This is a genomic window from Paenarthrobacter sp. GQ52 (assembly GCF_059759005.1).
The window spans coordinates 667,739-683,362 of record NZ_JCAXEJ010000001.1 but is presented as its reverse complement, the minus strand read 5'-3'; the positions used below and the strand labels follow the sequence as shown (position 1 = coordinate 683,362).

General features: G+C 62.6%; 14 protein-coding genes. 6 read left to right on the top strand and 8 right to left on the bottom strand.

The window, feature by feature from the left end; all coding sequences use genetic code 11:
• Positions 1-9: 9 nt before the first annotated feature.
• From AC6CH8_RS02990 to AC6CH8_RS02980, 3 genes are read right to left on the bottom strand one after another with little or no spacing between them, the layout of a single operon-like run.
• Entirely contained in the window at positions 10-1,173 is a 1,164-nt protein-coding gene (locus AC6CH8_RS02990; RefSeq protein ID WP_091466394.1) for an acyl-CoA dehydrogenase family protein, read from the bottom strand.
• Positions 1,170-3,311, bottom strand: a complete 2,142-nt coding sequence (locus tag AC6CH8_RS02985; protein ID WP_498188579.1) for an acetyl/propionyl/methylcrotonyl-CoA carboxylase subunit alpha — start codon at positions 3,309-3,311, stop codon at positions 1,170-1,172. Before AC6CH8_RS02985 ends, AC6CH8_RS02990 begins: the two co-directional genes overlap by 4 nt.
• 2 nt (positions 3,312-3,313) lie before the next feature.
• Entirely contained in the window at positions 3,314-4,924 is a 1,611-nt protein-coding gene (locus AC6CH8_RS02980) for a carboxyl transferase domain-containing protein (RefSeq protein ID WP_498188578.1), read from the bottom strand.
• A 139-nt stretch (positions 4,925-5,063) separates the two neighbouring features.
• On the opposite strand from AC6CH8_RS02980, the gene AC6CH8_RS02975 reads away from it, so the two are divergent.
• Positions 5,064-5,696, top strand: coding sequence for an SACE_7040 family transcriptional regulator (locus tag AC6CH8_RS02975; protein WP_091467621.1), 633 nt, complete (start codon positions 5,064-5,066; stop codon positions 5,694-5,696).
• Positions 5,697-5,743: 47 nt separating this feature from the next.
• On the opposite strand, the gene AC6CH8_RS02970 is transcribed toward AC6CH8_RS02975, so the two are convergent.
• Positions 5,744-7,537, bottom strand: coding sequence for an alpha/beta fold hydrolase (locus AC6CH8_RS02970; RefSeq protein ID WP_498188577.1), 1,794 nt, complete (start codon positions 7,535-7,537; stop codon positions 5,744-5,746).
• The gene (locus AC6CH8_RS02965; RefSeq protein ID WP_498188576.1) at positions 7,534-8,133 is read right to left on the bottom strand and encodes a TetR/AcrR family transcriptional regulator; all 600 of its coding nucleotides are present in this window, start codon (positions 8,131-8,133) and stop codon (positions 7,534-7,536) included. The genes AC6CH8_RS02970 and AC6CH8_RS02965 overlap by 4 nt, the downstream gene beginning before the upstream one ends.
• A gap of 206 nt (positions 8,134-8,339) precedes the next feature.
• On the opposite strand from AC6CH8_RS02965, the gene AC6CH8_RS02960 reads away from it, so the two are divergent.
• Positions 8,340-9,212: an NAD-dependent epimerase/dehydratase family protein gene (locus AC6CH8_RS02960; RefSeq protein WP_091466385.1), complete on the top strand. Its 873-nt coding sequence runs from the start codon at positions 8,340-8,342 to the stop codon at positions 9,210-9,212.
• Positions 9,213-9,306: 94 nt separating this feature from the next.
• Here the strand turns inward: AC6CH8_RS02960 and AC6CH8_RS02955 are convergent, their stop codons facing one another.
• From AC6CH8_RS02955 to pdhA, 3 genes are read right to left on the bottom strand one after another with little or no spacing between them, the layout of a single operon-like run.
• Entirely contained in the window at positions 9,307-10,734 is a 1,428-nt protein-coding gene (locus tag AC6CH8_RS02955) for a dihydrolipoamide acetyltransferase family protein (RefSeq protein WP_498188575.1), read from the bottom strand.
• Positions 10,731-11,741: an alpha-ketoacid dehydrogenase subunit beta gene (locus tag AC6CH8_RS02950; protein ID WP_498188574.1), complete on the bottom strand. Its 1,011-nt coding sequence runs from the start codon at positions 11,739-11,741 to the stop codon at positions 10,731-10,733. The genes AC6CH8_RS02955 and AC6CH8_RS02950 overlap by 4 nt, the downstream gene beginning before the upstream one ends.
• Positions 11,741-12,910, bottom strand: a complete 1,170-nt coding sequence (gene pdhA, locus AC6CH8_RS02945; RefSeq protein ID WP_498188573.1) for a pyruvate dehydrogenase (acetyl-transferring) E1 component subunit alpha — start codon at positions 12,908-12,910, stop codon at positions 11,741-11,743. The genes AC6CH8_RS02950 and pdhA overlap by 1 nt, the downstream gene beginning before the upstream one ends.
• A gap of 195 nt (positions 12,911-13,105) precedes the next feature.
• Here pdhA and AC6CH8_RS02940 point away from each other — a divergent pair, with 195 nt between their 5' ends.
• From AC6CH8_RS02940 to AC6CH8_RS02925, 4 genes are all read left to right on the top strand, one after another.
• Entirely contained in the window at positions 13,106-13,576 is a 471-nt protein-coding gene (locus tag AC6CH8_RS02940) for an Lrp/AsnC family transcriptional regulator (RefSeq protein ID WP_091466379.1), read from the top strand.
• A 147-nt stretch (positions 13,577-13,723) separates the two neighbouring features.
• Positions 13,724-14,425 (top strand): hypothetical protein, encoded by a 702-nt coding sequence (locus AC6CH8_RS02935; RefSeq protein ID WP_498188572.1) that lies wholly within the window; start codon positions 13,724-13,726, stop codon positions 14,423-14,425.
• 129 nt (positions 14,426-14,554) lie between these two features.
• A complete protein-coding gene (locus tag AC6CH8_RS02930) occupies positions 14,555-14,962 on the top strand; it encodes a DUF4383 domain-containing protein (RefSeq protein WP_011774231.1) in 408 nt (135 codons plus the stop codon).
• A 43-nt stretch (positions 14,963-15,005) separates the two neighbouring features.
• Entirely contained in the window at positions 15,006-15,611 is a 606-nt protein-coding gene (locus tag AC6CH8_RS02925) for a hypothetical protein (protein WP_498188571.1), read from the top strand.
• The last annotated feature ends 13 nt before the right edge of the window (positions 15,612-15,624 follow it).

Below are 15,624 nucleotides of genomic sequence, written 5' to 3'. Positions count from 1 at the left end.
CCCGTACGGTTACAGACCCAGCTCGCGGGCGATGAGCATCAATTGAACCTCGGTGGTGCCCTCCCCGATTTCAAGGATCTTGGAGTCGCGGTAATGCCGTGCCACCGTGAATTCGTTGATGAAGCCATAGCCGCCGAACACCTGGGTGGCGTCCCGCGCGTTGTCCATGGCTGCCTCGCCTGCGACCATCTTAGCGATGGCCGCTTCGGTCTTGAACGGCTTGCCTGCCAGCATCCTGGAGGCGGCGTCGTAATAGGCAAGGCGGGCAGTGTGGGCCCTTGCCTGCATCCGGGCGATCTTGAACTGAATGGCCTGGTACTTGCCGATGTTCTGCCCGAACGCGCTGCGTTCCTTCGCGTACTTCACGGACAAGTCCACGCAACCCTGGGCTGCGCCGGTGGCCAGTGCGGCGATGGCTATGCGGCCCTCATCAAGGATGGAAAGGAAGTTGGCATAACCCCGGCCGCGCTCGCCCAGGAGGTTCGCTTCAGGAACCCGGACATTGTCCAGGGTGAGCGGGTGAGTGTCAGAAGCGTTCCATCCCACCTTGTTGTACGGCTTTTCCGCCCTGAAACCGGGCGTTTCAGTCGGTACCAGGATGGTGGAGATCTCCTTCTTGGTACTGCCGTCAGCGTTCTCTTTATGGCCCGTAACTGCCGTGACGGTGACCAGCGTGGTGATATCCGTGCCGGAGTTGGTGATGAATTCTTTGTTGCCGTTGATGACCCATTCGCCGTTTTCCAGATGGGCGTTGGTCTTGGTGCCGCCGGCATCCGAACCGGCTTCGCGCTCGGTCAGGCCGAAGCCGGCCAAGGAACGTCCGGACGCCAGCTGGGGCAGCCACTCCTGCTTCTGTTCCTCCGTGCCGAAGCGGTACACCGGCATGGCACCGAGCGACACACCGGCTTCAAGGGTGATGGCCACAGACTGGTCAACGCGGCCCAGCTGCTCCAATGCCAGCGCCAGGGCAAAATAGTCTCCACCCATCCCGCCGAACTCTTCAGGGAAGGGGAGGCCGAACAAGCCCATCTCCCCCATCTGCTTCACAACCTCGTAGGGGAAGCTGTGCTCTTCGTCGTGCTTGGCGGAAACCGGTGCCACAACTTCGTCGGCGAATTCGCGGACGGAGTCGCTAAGGTCCTGGTATTCCTCATTGAGTTCAAACGTGCTCATCGCTGGACTTCCTCGTCTGTGCTGGTCTTGTCTACGTGAATGGTGGCGAGCACCTGGTCCGCTTTGACCAGGTCGCCGGGTTTGCTGGTGAGGTGGACGGTCCCCGCAACGGACGCCACCAGTTGGTGCTCCATCTTCATCGCTTCCACGGCAAGGAGCGCCTGGCCTTCCTCAACCAAGTCGCCGTCGACCACGGACACGGAAACCACCGTCCCGGGCATCGGCGAGCGCACCTCCGGGTCCGCCGCCCCGTCTTCACGCTCGATGCCGGCGAGCATCCGCCGCAGCCGCTCTGCACGATTCAGTACCTCGAGCCTGCAGGACCAGCCATCGTTGCCGACGTAAATTTCCTGGGCATCACCCAGGGTGATGCCCACCGCGAAGGTGACCAGGCCGCCGTCGAGCTCCAACGCGATGCTGGTAGCGGTCCGATCCACCGCTTTGATGCTGGAGGGATTCCCGCCGTCGATGCTTGCCGTGACGGTACTGTCCTCCTCGGTGATGGACACCGCAACGACTCCACCGCCCGGAACACCAAAGGTGACTGTCCAGGCGCCACGGCCGCCGACGCGCCAGGAGTCGGCACTCTTCCATGCGTCGCCAGCCAGCACCGCACCGCTCCGTTCCAGCCAGAGGGTGAGCGCTGCGGCGATCAGTTCAGCGGGACCAACGTGCCTGAATGCCAGGGACGGCAGCTTGCGCTCGATCAGTCCCGTATCCAAGTGCCCGGCGCGGACCTCGGGATCATTGATCAACAACCGCAGATATTCAACGTTCGTGTCGACACCCAGCAGTGTGTAACGGCCGAGCGCAGCGTCAAGGGTATCCAGTGCCGCTGCCCTGTCCTTGCCCCATGCAATGACCTTGGCGAGCATGGGATCGTAGTCCCCTGTGATCTCCAGCCTGTCCCGCATGGCAGAATCAATCCGCACGTTCGCATGCGCCTGTCGGTGCCCGGACACGGTTGCATCCCCTGCGCCCTGCTCTGCGAGCGCCACGATGCGCCCCATCGACGGCATGAAATTCCGCTCGGGCACCTCGGCGTAAACGCGCGCCTCAACGGCATGGCCGTTAAGTACGACGTCGGACTGCGCAACGGTGAGCACCTCACCGGCGGCGATCCTCACCTGCCATTCGACGAGGTCGATGCCCGTGACCATCTCCGTGACAGGATGCTCCACCTGCAGCCGGGTGTTCATCTCCATGAAGAAGAACTCGTCGGGGTGGTCGTCGGAGACCAGGAATTCGACGGTTCCCGCGCCGCTGTAGTTGACCGAACGTGCCGCGTTGCAGGCGGCCTCGCCGATGCGGGCCCGCTCCCCTGCGCCGTCGGGCAGTGATTCGAAGAGGGCGGACGGGGCTTCTTCGATGACCTTCTGGTGGCGCCGCTGGAGTGAGCACTCGCGCTCGCCGAGGTGGATGACGTTGCCGTGGTTGTCGGCCAGGACCTGGACCTCGATGTGCCGGGGCGCGCGAATGAGCCGCTCAAGGAAGAGAGTGTCGTCGCCGAAGGCGGACGCTGCCACGCGTCTTGCCGTGACGAGCGTGGAGGCCATGTCCTCGGGCCGTTCCACGATGTGCATGCCTTTGCCGCCTCCACCAGCGGACGGCTTGATCAGCAAGGGGAAACCGACCCCCGGCGCCGCCTCGATCAACTCCTGATCGGTGAGTCCTGGTTGTGCGATGCCCGGTACGCAGGGAACGTCGTAGGCCATCACGTGGTTCTTGGACCGGATCTTGTCGCCCATGACTTCAATGGCACCAACTCCCGGCCCGATGAACGTGATGCCGGCGGCGTCCAGCGCCTTGGCGAACTCCACGTTCTCGGACAAGAAGCCGTAGCCCGGGTGGACTGCCTCCGCCCCGCTTCGACGGCACGCGTCGATGACGGCATCGATCTTCAAGTAGCTTTCCGCGGGTGCCGTGCCACCGATGGCGACAGCGGTATCGGCGAGGGCCACGTGCCTGGCATCTTTGTCCACGTCCGAGTACACGGCCACGGAGCGGATGCCCATCTCCTTCAGGGTCCTGATGACGCGGCAGGCGATCTCCCCGCGATTGGCAACAAGGACGGCGCTGAAGGTTCGGGCTTGGACCGCCGGGTTGGGTGGGGCTGTGGTTGTTGTTGGGAGGCTCATGGTCACATCCTGAAGAGACCGAAGGAGGTCTCGGGCAGTTGTTGGCGTGAGACGACGTCCAAGGCCATTCCCAGGACGCGCCGTGTGTCAGCAGGATCGATAATGCCGTCGTCCCACAGTCTTGCGGTGGAGTAATAGGGGCTTCCTTGGTCCTCATACTGTTGCTTGATGGGAGCTTTGAAGGCTTCTTCGTCCTCCGCGGACCATTCCTGGCCCGCCGCCTCATATTGATCCCTCTTGACGGTGGCCAGGACGCTGGAGGCCTGGTTTCCACCCATCACCGAGATGCGGGCCGCGGGCCACATCCACAGGAACCGCGGCGAGTATGCCCGGCCGCACATGGAGTAGTTGCCAGCGCCGAAGGAACCACCGATGACAACCGTCAGCTTGGGCACACGGGCAGTAGCCACTGCTGTGACCATTTTGGCTCCGTTCTTGGCGATGCCGCCTTGCTCGTAGTCCTTGCCCACCATGAAGCCGGAGAGGTTCTGCAGGAAGATCAGCGGTATGCCGCGCTGATCGCAGAGTTCAATGAAGTGTGCGCCCTTCAGGGACGATTCGCTGAAGAGGACGCCGTTGTTGGCCACGATGCCCACGGGATGGCCGTGCAGGTGCGCGAATCCGGTCACCAGGGTGGTGCCGTAGTTCTTCTTGAACTCGTGGAATTCGGATCCATCAACCAGCCTTGCGATGACTTCCCTAACGTCGTATTGGGCGTTGACGTCCGTGGGAACCACACCGTAGATCTCTGAAGGATCGACGACGGGCGGCAGGACGACGTCGGACACGTCCCAGGCCGGCTGCGCCGGCTTCGGCAACGTCGCCACGATGTCCCGAACGATCTCCAAGGCATGTTGGTCATTCTCGGCCAGGTGGTCCGTGACCCCGGAAATCCTTGAATGGACGTCGCCGCCGCCCAGTTCCTCTGCTGTGACGATCTCACCAATCGCTGCCTTTACCAGGGGCGGACCGCCCAGGAAGATGGTGCCCTGGTTCCGGACTATGACGGTCTCATCACTCATGGCGGGTACATAGGCACCGCCGGCCGTGCACGACCCCATGACGGAGGCGATCTGCGGGATCTTGGCGGCAGACATTTTGGCTTGGTTATAGAAGATCCGGCCAAAGTGGTCCTTGTCCGGGAAGACTTCGTCCTGCTTGGGCAGGAAAGCTCCCCCGGAATCCACGAGGTAGATGCACGGAAGCTTGTTTTCCAAGGCGATCTCCTGGGCCCGGAGGTGTTTCTTCACGGTCATGGGATAGTAAGTGCCGCCCTTGACCGTGGCGTCATTGGAGATCACCAGAACGTGGCGGCCATGGACCAGACCAATGCCTGCAATAACCCCGGCGCCCGGGGAATCGTCGTTGTACATGCCATTCGCAGCCAAGGGTGCGATCTCAAGGAAGGGGCTGCCGTCATCGAGCAAGTGGTCAATGCGTTCCCGCGGCAGCAGTTTCCCGCGGGCGATGTGCCGCTCCCGGGACTTGGCAGGGCCGCCAAGGGCCGCCGTCGCCAGGCGCTCCCTCAGTTCCTCCACCAAGGCCAGTTGCGCTTTCTGGTTGGTCTCAAAGGTGCCACTGGCGGCTCCCGTCAGACTGGCAATTGTCTCCATTGACCCCTGTTCCATTCCCGGCCGCAGGCCATTTCGGTTAGTGCCACGTAACTGAAATTTAGGTTAGTCTTTATTAACTGTGATGTCCAGCACAGGCGGCCCGGCAAGGGCTGGGCCGGACTGGCGCAAGGAGGAAGATGTGACCGCAGGTCAGGAAGCAAGCATCAACGGCACCCGCGCCGCCGCCACGCAACGCGGCCAGGCGAAGGAGCTCCGCAGATTGGCCTTGTTGTCCGCTGCTGCCGGACTCTTTGCGGAGAACGGTTTCACCCGCGTGTCGCTCGAGGACCTCGGAGCAGCAGCAGGCGTCAGTGGCCCCGCCGTTTACCGGCATTTTCCCGGCAAGCAAGCGGTCCTCGGAGAGTTACTACTCAGCGTCAGCCGTGACTTGCTGGACGGTGGATTGCGGGTAGTGTCGGAGTCCGAAGATCCCCGGACCGCGCTGAAGGGACTCATCCAGTTCCAGGTCGATTTCGCCCTCAGCAATCCTGACGTCATCCGTGTCCAGGACCGGGACTTCGGAAGTCTCAGCGACGCCGACCAGGCAGAAGTCAGATCCCTCCAGCGCAGTTACGTCGAAACATGGGTAGACGTCTTGGCCCGCATTCACACGGACGCAGACGTCCCCGGCCTCCGTGTCCGTGCACACGCAGCCTTTGGTTTGATCAACTCCACACCCCACTCGGTGCGCCACCACGGCAGGAAGATCGCAGTGAAGTCAGCCAGGCCCATCCTGGAGCAGATGGCCTTGGCGGCTCTCACTTCAGCGTGATCGCCACGCCTCGTTGGCGGATTCTCACACGGCGCGGGGCGCCCTGTTCACTCGAGCGATCCCTTGATGAGCGCGACGAGATCATCACCATGCGTCAGTTGCGGATGGTGCCCGGCACCCGGCACTGAGATCAGCTGAACATTCGGAAGTGACTTGAGCTGCTCAACCACACCCGGCGCCAGGGGGTCATCGCCTCCCGTGACGATGCGGACCGTGCCGGTGAATCGCCCCAGCGCTTCCCGAAGCTCGGTACGCCACGGCATCGATCCCGCAAGGGCCAGGTGCTCGGATACCCTCTTGGCGCTGCTTCGCTTGAGGTCACTGAGACTGGACTCCAGAGCAACCGCGCTCCCTCCTGACCCGGTCAGTTGGTGTGACAGCCGCGCCGGGTTGACGTGTCGCAAGTAGGCGGACACGAGCGGCCGCAGTCTGGCCGGGCCACCCATCGGGACCTGGAGAAAGAACGGTGCTATCAGTGTGAGGGACTTGACCTGCCCCGGGAGCCTGTCAGCCGCAACTACCGCCGCAGCTGCACCGATCGAGTGGCCAATGAGGTCAGCAGGTTCCCCACCCAACACAGTAGGCAGCCACTTTTCCCAGTCCTGAACGCCTGTTCCACCACTGAGGCCGAGTCCGGGAAGGTCTACAACCCGGGCACCGATACCCGACGCCACTTCGGCCCACGTATCTGCGTTGACCGGTAAGCCGGGAAAGACCACCCTGCTGGACCTGGCTACGCCGAGCTCAAATGTCCTTAGACCGCCAACGTCTGCGAATCGACGACCGTCAGCCGTGATGGCGCCAAACCGATGCGCAGCCAGGTGGTCGGCCCACCGCTCCAGCGACACCAGCACATCCGGCATCGGGATCCTGTGCCTGGCGGCGAACTCGATGGCTGAATCTGTCGGATACCGGTCAGCTGACATGAACGTCAGCGTCTCGGGATCTGCCTTGGTGATCCGCTGCGGGAGCCGCTTGATGACACCGATCGGCATTCTTACCCGCGGGACCTTGACACCGAGATGACGGCCAACGTGCGTGAGCAGATCTGCAAGCGGCGGGGTGGCGTCGTCGAGAATCCAATAGGCCTTGCCGTCAGCAACCGGATCGACCGCCGCTGCAGCCATGAAGGCCGCCAGATAGTCGACCGTGACGACCGGGAGGAACGTTTCTTGGTTTCCAGGCAGTGCTGCCATGGTGCCGTCCCAGATTTGCCCAATGGTGGTGGCCAGCCCGATGAGTTGATCGGACTCACCGGTCACGCTGTCCCCGATCACACTGGCCGGATTGACGATGGTCCAGGGGACTCCCCGCTCCAGCGCCCGGGCTTGAAAGATGGCGTCGGATTCCACCTTTGAGGCTTCATAGGCTCCAAGTTCCTCGTAGACCGCGGCGCGATGGTCCTCTGGCCATGGAACGGTTGCGGGGTCCTCCCCGCCGACGCGGTAGCCCGAGACGTGGACGACACGCTGCAGATTGGGGAGTTCTCCGGCAAAGTCAATGAGCTTCTCGACGATGCCGACGTTCGCACTGCGTGCCTCCTGCGCGGTCATTCCGAACCGATACAACCCGGCGCAGTTATGGATCTCGGTGATGAACGGGAATGCCGAGGGACCGCCCTCGACGATCTCTGGAGCATCGAAGTCGACGATCGTCGTGCTGATGCTCCCCACCAAACCATGCTCCCTGGCCCATCCCTCGACCCGCGCTCCGGACTCTGGGGTACGAACTGCCGCCGTGACGTTAGCGCCAGCTTCAGCAAGGGACAGGACGAGGTGCCGGCCGACCATTCCCGAAGCCCCGAAGACCAGGGCGTGGCGGGATTCTTCGTGCGGTGTCATCGCGCCCCGCCAACGGTCTTGCATCGCTGGTTGATGAGCGCCGCCACGACGTCAGCGGCCGAAAACAGGGGTTGAGTGCTTTGCATGGCGCGAGAGACGATCACCGCCCCCTCGATCGTCGATACAACAACGGTTGCCAAGGAGCGGGCCTCCCCGGCGTCAAGACCACCGGCCTCGAGGAGCGCGGACGTCGGAGCTATCCACGACTCGAAGGCAGCGGCACACGCCTGCCTCAGCCGCTCGCTTTCCGCGCCCATCTCCAGGGTGACGACGGAGACCGGGCAACCAAGCCGGAAGTTGCTCTCACTGACGATGGCGGCTAAGACCTCAATCGCCGTGCGGGCAGCCTCAGCCGCACTCCCCGCGGACACTGCGGCCTCTGCAATCAGTGCTTCGAACTGCTTCGCGGCGAGCTCGACCGCTGCGACGCCCAGACCCTCCTTTCCATCGGGGAAGTGGAAGTAGACCGATCCCTTCGGTGCTCCGGCGTGTTCGATCACAGCATTCAGCCCCGTGCCGCTGTAGCCACTGGTCTGGATGAGCTGGAGCATGGACTCCGTGAGCCGTGCTTTTGTCAGGTTCCCTTTTATTGCCATAACCAAATAATAGACCGGTCTATATATTTTGCAAACTGACTGCCCTGCGCACAAGCCAGCAGTGGGTCGTTCCGTCGTACCTAGGACTCCCAGGGCCAGCCTGACAGGCTGTTTTCCGCCGCCGTGCCGCCTAGGCTGAAACTCGAACCCGTGTTGAATCTACAAAGCAACAGGCTGAGGTACCAGCCACTATCGAGGAGCCCCCCATGAGGATTGCAGTCACCGGCGGAAGCGGAAAACTGGGCAGGAGCGTGGTCCGACGTCTTACGCAGGACGGCCACGAGGTGCTTAACATGGACCGCGCAGGCACGCGCGGCCGGGGTTACGTCAACGTGGACCTCCGCAACTACGGACAGGTCCTGGATGTCGTCCTGGGCTTGGATGACCAACACGACGGCTTGGACGCGATAGTCCACTTGGCAGCCATTCCAGCGCCGGGGCTGGCCCCGGACGCTGCGATCTTTGAGAACAACATGGTGTCCACCTACAACGTGTTCCAAGCGGCACGGAGGGCGGGCATCAAGAAGGTGGTCTACGCCTCCAGCGAGACCGTGCTGGGACTCCCCTTCGACATCGAGCCTCCCTACATTCCCGTAGATGAGGAGTACGCGGCTCGACCGGAAAGCACCTACTCGCTGGTTAAGCACCTCGAGGAGCAGATGGCCATCCAACTGACGCGGTGGGATCCGGAACTGAGCATCACGGCACTGCGATTCTCCAATGTCATGGACCCCGAGGATTACGACGCTTTCCCTGCCTTCGACTCCGACGCAACGCTCCGGAAATGGAACCTCTGGGGCTACATCGATGCCCGGGACGGCGCCCTTGCCGTGGTGCGGTCCCTGGAGCATGGGGAACCGGGCTTCGAGACCTTCATCATTGCCGCCGCCGATACCGTGATGAGTCGAAGCAGCGCCGAATTGGCAGCCGAAGTCTTCCCCGGCGTCGAGGTCCTCAAGGAACTGGGTGAGCACGAAACCATGCTGTCCATCGACAAAGCCCGCAGGCTGTTGGGCTTTGAGCCTGAGCATAGCTGGCGCAACGTCCACTCCAACCGCACCACGCCAACCGAAGACTGACGCCGCCCACCGGCCGACGCGCGACGACCCACCCCTTAGCTGCAGTTTCCTGCAAGCACTCGTAAAGGGATGGGCCGGCGCAGCTTCGGACGCGTCAGATCATGGTCATGACCATGGCAGGGTCGGCCAGGATTGAGCCGAGGTCCGCAAGGAATCGTGAACCCTGTTCCCCATCCACCAAGCGGTGGTCGAAGGACAGGCTGAGCGACATGACCTGCCGAACCGCGAGTTCGTCGTCAACAACCCACGGCGCCTTCCTCACAGCGCCAAGGGCCACAATCGCGGCCTCGCCCGGGTTCAGGATGGGAGTCCCGGCGTCGATGCCAAACACGCCGATGTTGGTGATGGAGATGGTGCCACCAGACAACTCCGACGGCGACGTCTTACCTGCCCGCGCCGTATCGGTCAGCTCAGTCAAAGCCGTGGAGAGCTCACGAAGCGTCAAGCGGTCCGCGTCCTTGATGTTCGGGACCGTCAGGCCCCGGGGTGTTGCGGCCGCGATGCCCAGGTTCACGTAATTGAACTGGACAATCTCCTGGTTGGCCTCATCCCACCGCGAATTCAACGATGGGTTGTTCCGCAACGCCACCAGAACCGCCTTGGCCGCAATGGTCAGGGGCGTCAGCTTGTAGCCTTCGAATGCCTTATTGCCCTTGAGCCTGGCCAGCAATTCCATGGTTGCCGTGACGTCCACCGTGAGGAACTCCGTCACATGCGGGGCAGTGAACGCGCTCTGCACCATGGCTGCGGCCGTGAACTTGCGAACACCCTTAATGGGCGTTCGGGTTTCCCGCTCACCCTGTGCAGCAGAACCTGGAGCCTCAGCTGGAGCTTCCGGTGTACCGGAGAAGTTCTGAACATCCTCGCGGGTGATGAGCCCGCCCGGCCCGGTTCCGGGAACGAGCTCCAGGTCGACCCCCATGTCACGGGCGAGTTTCCGGACCGGAGGGGTGGAGCGCGGTCGCTCGGAGGTTTCGGCCTCCGTCTGACGTGGCACCACGGGAACGGCGGTCGCGGGCGCCTCCGGCGCTGGGGCCTTCACGTTTTGTACCTGTACGCGGGCACGCCGTGTCGGGCGACCGGAATGTTCGACGACGGCGCCGTAACCTACCAGGTTCGGCTCACGTTTCGCTGGGCTCCCCACCCCATCGGCGGGAGCGGCGGCGGCACCATTGGCAGATGTCTCGACGGCGGCACGGTCACCTGCGGAACCCGTCCCGACAGACTCCTTAACAGCAACAGGTGCGCCGCCCCCGTTGGAGGACCCGGCGTCGTCAACCTCGAACGAAACGATCGGCTTGCCAACCTCCACCACGGTGCCGGGCTGCTCATGAAGTTCAGCCACCACGCCTGCGAAGGGCGAGGGCAACTCGACGACGGCCTTGGCGGTTTCGACCTCGGCGATGACCTGGTTCAGCGTAACGGTATCCCCCACCGCCACTTTCCAGCTCAGGATTTCCGATTCGGTCAGGCCCTCGCCCAGGTCCGGCAGCCTGAATTCCTTGATCATGGTGGCGGTCATCCTTCCAGTCCACTCAGGGAGTTGCGGCGGCCCAGGACGCGGTCCACGCCGTCGAGAATTCTGTCCAAGTCCGGCAAGTGGTGCATTTCGAGCTTCGAGTATGGGTACGGAACGTCGAATCCGGTGATGCGGACGGGAGCCGACTCCAGGTAATGGAAGCAGCGTTCGGTGATGCTTGCAGCGATCTCGGCGCCGAGGCCACCGGATTGGCCGGCCTCGTGGGTGATGACCATCCGACCGGTCTTGCGGACAGAAGCTTCGACGACGGGGTAGTCCACAGGGGCCAGGGAGCGAAGATCGATGACTTCCACGGAAATGCCTTCATCGGCCGCTGCCATGGCAGCGGCCTTGGCCGTTTTGACAAGTGGACCATAGGCAACCAGCGTGACATCGGAACCAGGGCTCACCACGGCAGCCTTGTCCAAAGGAAGTGCAGTGGACAGGTCAATGGTCTCGTCCACGTCGCCCTTGTCGTGGTAACGCCGCTTGGGCTCGAAGTAGAGGACGGGATCATCGGACGCGATGGCCTGCTGGATCATGGTGTAGGCATCCTGCGGATTCGACACAGCTACAACCCGGAGGCCGGAGGTGTGCGTGAAGTACGCCTCGGGTGATTCGGAATGGTGCTCCGGCGATCCGATGCCACCACCGAACGGAACACGGATAGTGATGGGCATCTTGACGCGCCCTTGGGTCCGGTAGTGCATCTTGGCTACCTGGCTGACGATCTGGTCGAACGCCGGGTAGATGAAACCATCGAACTGGATCTCGCAAACGGGCCGGTAGCCACGGTAGGCCAGGCCAACTGCGGTGCCGATAATCCCGGACTCAGCCAGCGGCGAATCGATCACCCTGTGCTTCCCGAAATCTTTCTGCAGCCCATCCGTGACGCGGAAAACGCCACCAAGCGAACCGATGTCTTCTCCCATGAGGACTACTTTGGGATCATTCTCGAGGGACTTCCGGAGGCCGGCATTGATGGCCCGGGCAAAAGTGAGCTTGGACATCAGAGTGCACCTTCCTCGACTGGCTGGTTGAAACTGTTCAGGTAGCGCGAGTAGTGGTCCTTCTGGCGTTCAATCCAGGAATTGGGGGTGCTGTAGACGTGGTTGAAAACGTCCAACGGCTGCGGGTCCGGCATGTCGATGCAGCTGGACCGAAGTTCCGCAGCCACCGCATCAGCCTTTGCCTTCACCTGGGTTTCAACGTCCTCAGTCAGCAGGCCCTTGGCCTCCAGCAGTTTGCGCAGCCTCAGGATCGGGTCCTTGGCGGCCCAATCCTCCAGCTCGTTGGGGTCACGGTACCGGGTAGGGTCATCAGCGGTGGTGTGCGGACCCATGCGGTAAGTGACCGCCTCAATGAAGGTAGGTCCGCCGCCCTTGCGCGCACGGTCCAAGGCAACACGAGTCGCTGCCATGACAGCCAGGACGTCATTGCCATCAACCCGCATGCTCGGGATACCGAATCCGGTGGGCCTGTCAGCCAACTGAACGTGGGACTGCACACGCACGGGCTCGGATATTGCCCAATGGTTGTTCTGGCAGAAGAACACCACGGGAGCCTGGTAGCTCGCGGCGAACACCATGGCCTCGTTCACGTCGCCTTCACTCGTGGCACCATCGCCAAAGTAGGCAAGGACCGCAGTGTTGGCACCATCCAACTGGACGCCCATGGCATAGCCGGTGGCGTGCAGGCTCTGGGAACCAATGATGATCTGGGGAGTCGCCAGATTGATGCGCAGGGGATCCCAGCCATAGGAGGCGTTGCCTCGCCATACGCGGGCGATCTCGGAGAGGTGGGCGCCACGCACATAGGCCACGCCGCTTTCCCGGTAGCTCGGGAAAACGAAGTCGTCGTCCCGCAGGGAGCGGCTTGAACCGATCTGGGCTGCTTCCTGCCCAAGCAACGGGGGCCACAATGCCAGCTCGCCCTGGCGCTGCAATGCCGTAGCTTCCGCATCAATACGGCGAATAACCGTCATATCCTCATACAAGGAGCACAGGTGTTCATCGCTGATGTCCTTGACCCAGATATCAAATTCCGGGTGGCTGATGCGTTCGCCGTCCGGCGACACCAACTGGAGCATGTCGCCGCCGGTCCTCAAGGGATTTTGTGCACTATGTCCTGGGCGTGGAGCGTTATGGTGCACTCCCTTGCCCGCCTGATCCGTTAACACAGGTGATCGCAACCTTCCGGCTCGTTTTCGTCGGCGCTGGCGGGACTTGTGATCCTGTCGCAGACCGGCCCTCCGGCACCTTCGCCGGAGTTAATTGTGACCCTACTCACAACGCGCATCAGGTACAACTACCCTTGTTGAAATTGAGCATTCTGCCCTGTTTTGGACTCGGGCTCCGTGCTAATCTTGCGCATTATGCAACCCTTGGATGGCACTGACACCCGGCTCCTTTCCGCCATGGCCAAGGACCCACGCGGGACGGTGGTGGCACTGGCGCAAAAGTTGGGTTTGTCCCGCAATACAGTGCAGGCCCGCATGGCCCAGCTCGAGAAGAAACACGCGTTCCTATCATTCGAGCGGCGAATCAATCCGGTGGCCCTCGGCTATCCGTTGACGGCGTTCATCACGGTCCATGTGCAACAGCAGAAATTGGCCTCACTTGCCCAGGACCTCGCGGACATTCCGGAGATCCTGGAAGGTTTCGGCCTGACGGGCTCCGCGGACCTGTTGCTGCGGGTTGTGGCCTTGGATGCGGAAGACCTGTACCGGATCAACGGGAAGATCCTCGGCTGCGACGGCGTGGAGCGGACGGATACGGCACTGGCCATGCGCGAGATGATCCCCTATCGGGTGCAACCATTGCTGGGGCGGCGCACGAAGGCCTGAATTCCCTTTCTACCTGCAGTTATTCCTGGCGCGCTCTTGCCCATGGAAGCGGACATGCGATTTGATGCAAGAGGACGCATCGGGGACCGTCCAGAGGTTCCCGGCCAGGTGGTGGCGCTGCCGAAGGCTGCCGAAAGGGGCACTACCGTGAGCAATCCGCAAGAACCCAGCCAGCCGGATCACCAACCCGGGTATAACCCGCCGCCGGTTCCGCCGGGACCCGGGTACCCCCCGCAGAGTGGCGGCTCCCCGCAGTGGCAACAGCCGCCGTCGCCCGCTTCTCCCCAGGGCAACCCGCAATACGGCGTGCCGGGCCAGCCCCAAAACCCATACCCGCCGGGCCAATACCAGCCCGGCCAGTACCCGCCCGGCCAGTACCCGCCAGGGCAATATCCCCCGGGGCAATACGGCCAGCAGCCACCGAAAAAGAGCCGGAAATTGCTGTGGATCGTCCTCAGCGTTGTGGCGGGAGTTGTTGTGCTGGCCGTGGTGGGCATACTGGTGCTCGTCAACGTGGTGGGCAACGCAACCTCCAAGGCAAGATCCCTGGCCGATGAATTCACTAATCTGGTGGTGTCAGGCCAAACGGAGCAGGCCTACGACAACTACCTGAGCCAGCCGTTGAAGGATGAACTGGACAAGCAATCGTTCGTTGATGGCATTGCCAGCCTGGAGCTGGACAGTTCATGCAAACCAAACTACAACTCCGTGAACGTGAACTCGGAGAACGGAAACAACAAGGCGGACCTTGCCGGCAAGCTCCAATGCGACGGCAAGACCATCGATCTTCAATACATCTTCGAGGGCACCAACGAGCTGAAGATGAGCAGCATCCGACTCCGCCCCTAAGTGACGGGAAAATAATCCTTCCCACCACCCATCCACCTGCGCGAATGGTCCGAATCACTTCCTGAGAGCCCCACCCGGGGCTCAGCAGGACGGCCGGGATTTCCGGCCATCACCGGAAGGTTCGGACCAATGCGTACTTCGCCCAATCGCTTGATCGCCACCATCTTCGGAGCCGTTTACCTCTTGGTAGGCGTGCTCGGATTCTTTGTCACCTCGGGAATCGGCTTCTTCGCCACCGAGGGCGCCAACTTGATCATTTTCGCTGTGAACCCGCTTCACAACATCATCCACCTGGCCATCGGCGCTGCCCTTCTCTATGCCGGCATGAACAGCGTCACGCTGTCCAAGTCCGTGAACACGGCCGTGGGCGGTGTCTACCTTCTGGTGGGTATCCTCGGGCTCTTCCTGGTGGGTTCCTCACTGAACATCATCGCCCTCAACGGAGCAGACAACGTGCTGCACCTTGCCAGCGCAGTTGTCCTGTTGGGTGTCGCACTGTCCCAGGACAAGGCCGCCGTAGCTTCCGCCCGCGCCTGATCACCCACTACGCGCCACTACGAGCGAAAGGACGGCGGGAGCCATGGAAAGCAGAAATCACCCCACGTTGAAGGCAGCCACCTTGCTGTTCGTGTACTTCGCTGCCATGGCGGCCGGGATGGTCGAGCTTTCCCTTGCCGCCGGGTATCTCACCGGCATCAACTCGGTGACGCCCGGTTTGGTCATTGCCGGGGTGGCAACCCTCACGGCTGGCTTGGCCTTCCTGGCTTGGTCTCTGTGGGGCCTGCATCGCAACTCACTCGTCTTCGCCCGCTATGCCGTGCCGGCTTTGGCAGTGGCTGCCGCGGCCCACGTCGCAGTCATGGCGGCCGGCGTCTCCACCCAGCGCTCACTTGACGTGAGCCACCTCGCCGCCCTCGGTCTAACGCTCATGGCACTTGCCGGAGCGGGCTGGTTGAGGCGGCAGCACAAGACCAACGACGGCGGCGCCCACGGCCAGCCAAGGACCGGGCGGCTTCTGGCAGCCGCGTTCGGAGCCGCCGTCGTTGTTGCAACAGTGGCAACACCCGGCCTGGCAGCCTCGATGGCCGGACAGCACGCCGTCCCCCATGGTGAACACGGCCAGTCGCCGGACGGAAACAACGGCCAGGGCTCCAATCCCGCCCTGGACCCGGGTCGCCACCACTAGGCGGCGACTGGAC

Coding starts and splice junctions, on each gene's coding strand:
- AC6CH8_RS02980 (WP_498188578.1), bottom strand. CDS start 4,924: ATGGAGACAATTGCCAGTCTGACGGGAGCCGCCAGTGGCACCTTTGAG.
- AC6CH8_RS02965 (WP_498188576.1), bottom strand. CDS start 8,133: ATGGCAATAAAAGGGAACCTGACAAAAGCACGGCTCACGGAGTCCATG.
- AC6CH8_RS02950 (WP_498188574.1), bottom strand. CDS start 11,741: ATGTCCAAGCTCACTTTTGCCCGGGCCATCAATGCCGGCCTCCGGAAG.
- AC6CH8_RS02930 (WP_011774231.1), top strand. CDS start 14,555: ATGCGTACTTCGCCCAATCGCTTGATCGCCACCATCTTCGGAGCCGTT.
- AC6CH8_RS02925 (WP_498188571.1), top strand. CDS start 15,006: ATGGAAAGCAGAAATCACCCCACGTTGAAGGCAGCCACCTTGCTGTTC.
- AC6CH8_RS02960 (WP_091466385.1), top strand. CDS start 8,340: ATGAGGATTGCAGTCACCGGCGGAAGCGGAAAACTGGGCAGGAGCGTG.
- AC6CH8_RS02990 (WP_091466394.1), bottom strand. CDS start 1,173: ATGAGCACGTTTGAACTCAATGAGGAATACCAGGACCTTAGCGACTCC.
- AC6CH8_RS02940 (WP_091466379.1), top strand. CDS start 13,106: ATGCAACCCTTGGATGGCACTGACACCCGGCTCCTTTCCGCCATGGCC.
- AC6CH8_RS02985 (WP_498188579.1), bottom strand. CDS start 3,311: ATGAGCCTCCCAACAACAACCACAGCCCCACCCAACCCGGCGGTCCAA.
- AC6CH8_RS02970 (WP_498188577.1), bottom strand. CDS start 7,537: ATGACACCGCACGAAGAATCCCGCCACGCCCTGGTCTTCGGGGCTTCG.
- AC6CH8_RS02955 (WP_498188575.1), bottom strand. CDS start 10,734: ATGACCGCCACCATGATCAAGGAATTCAGGCTGCCGGACCTGGGCGAG.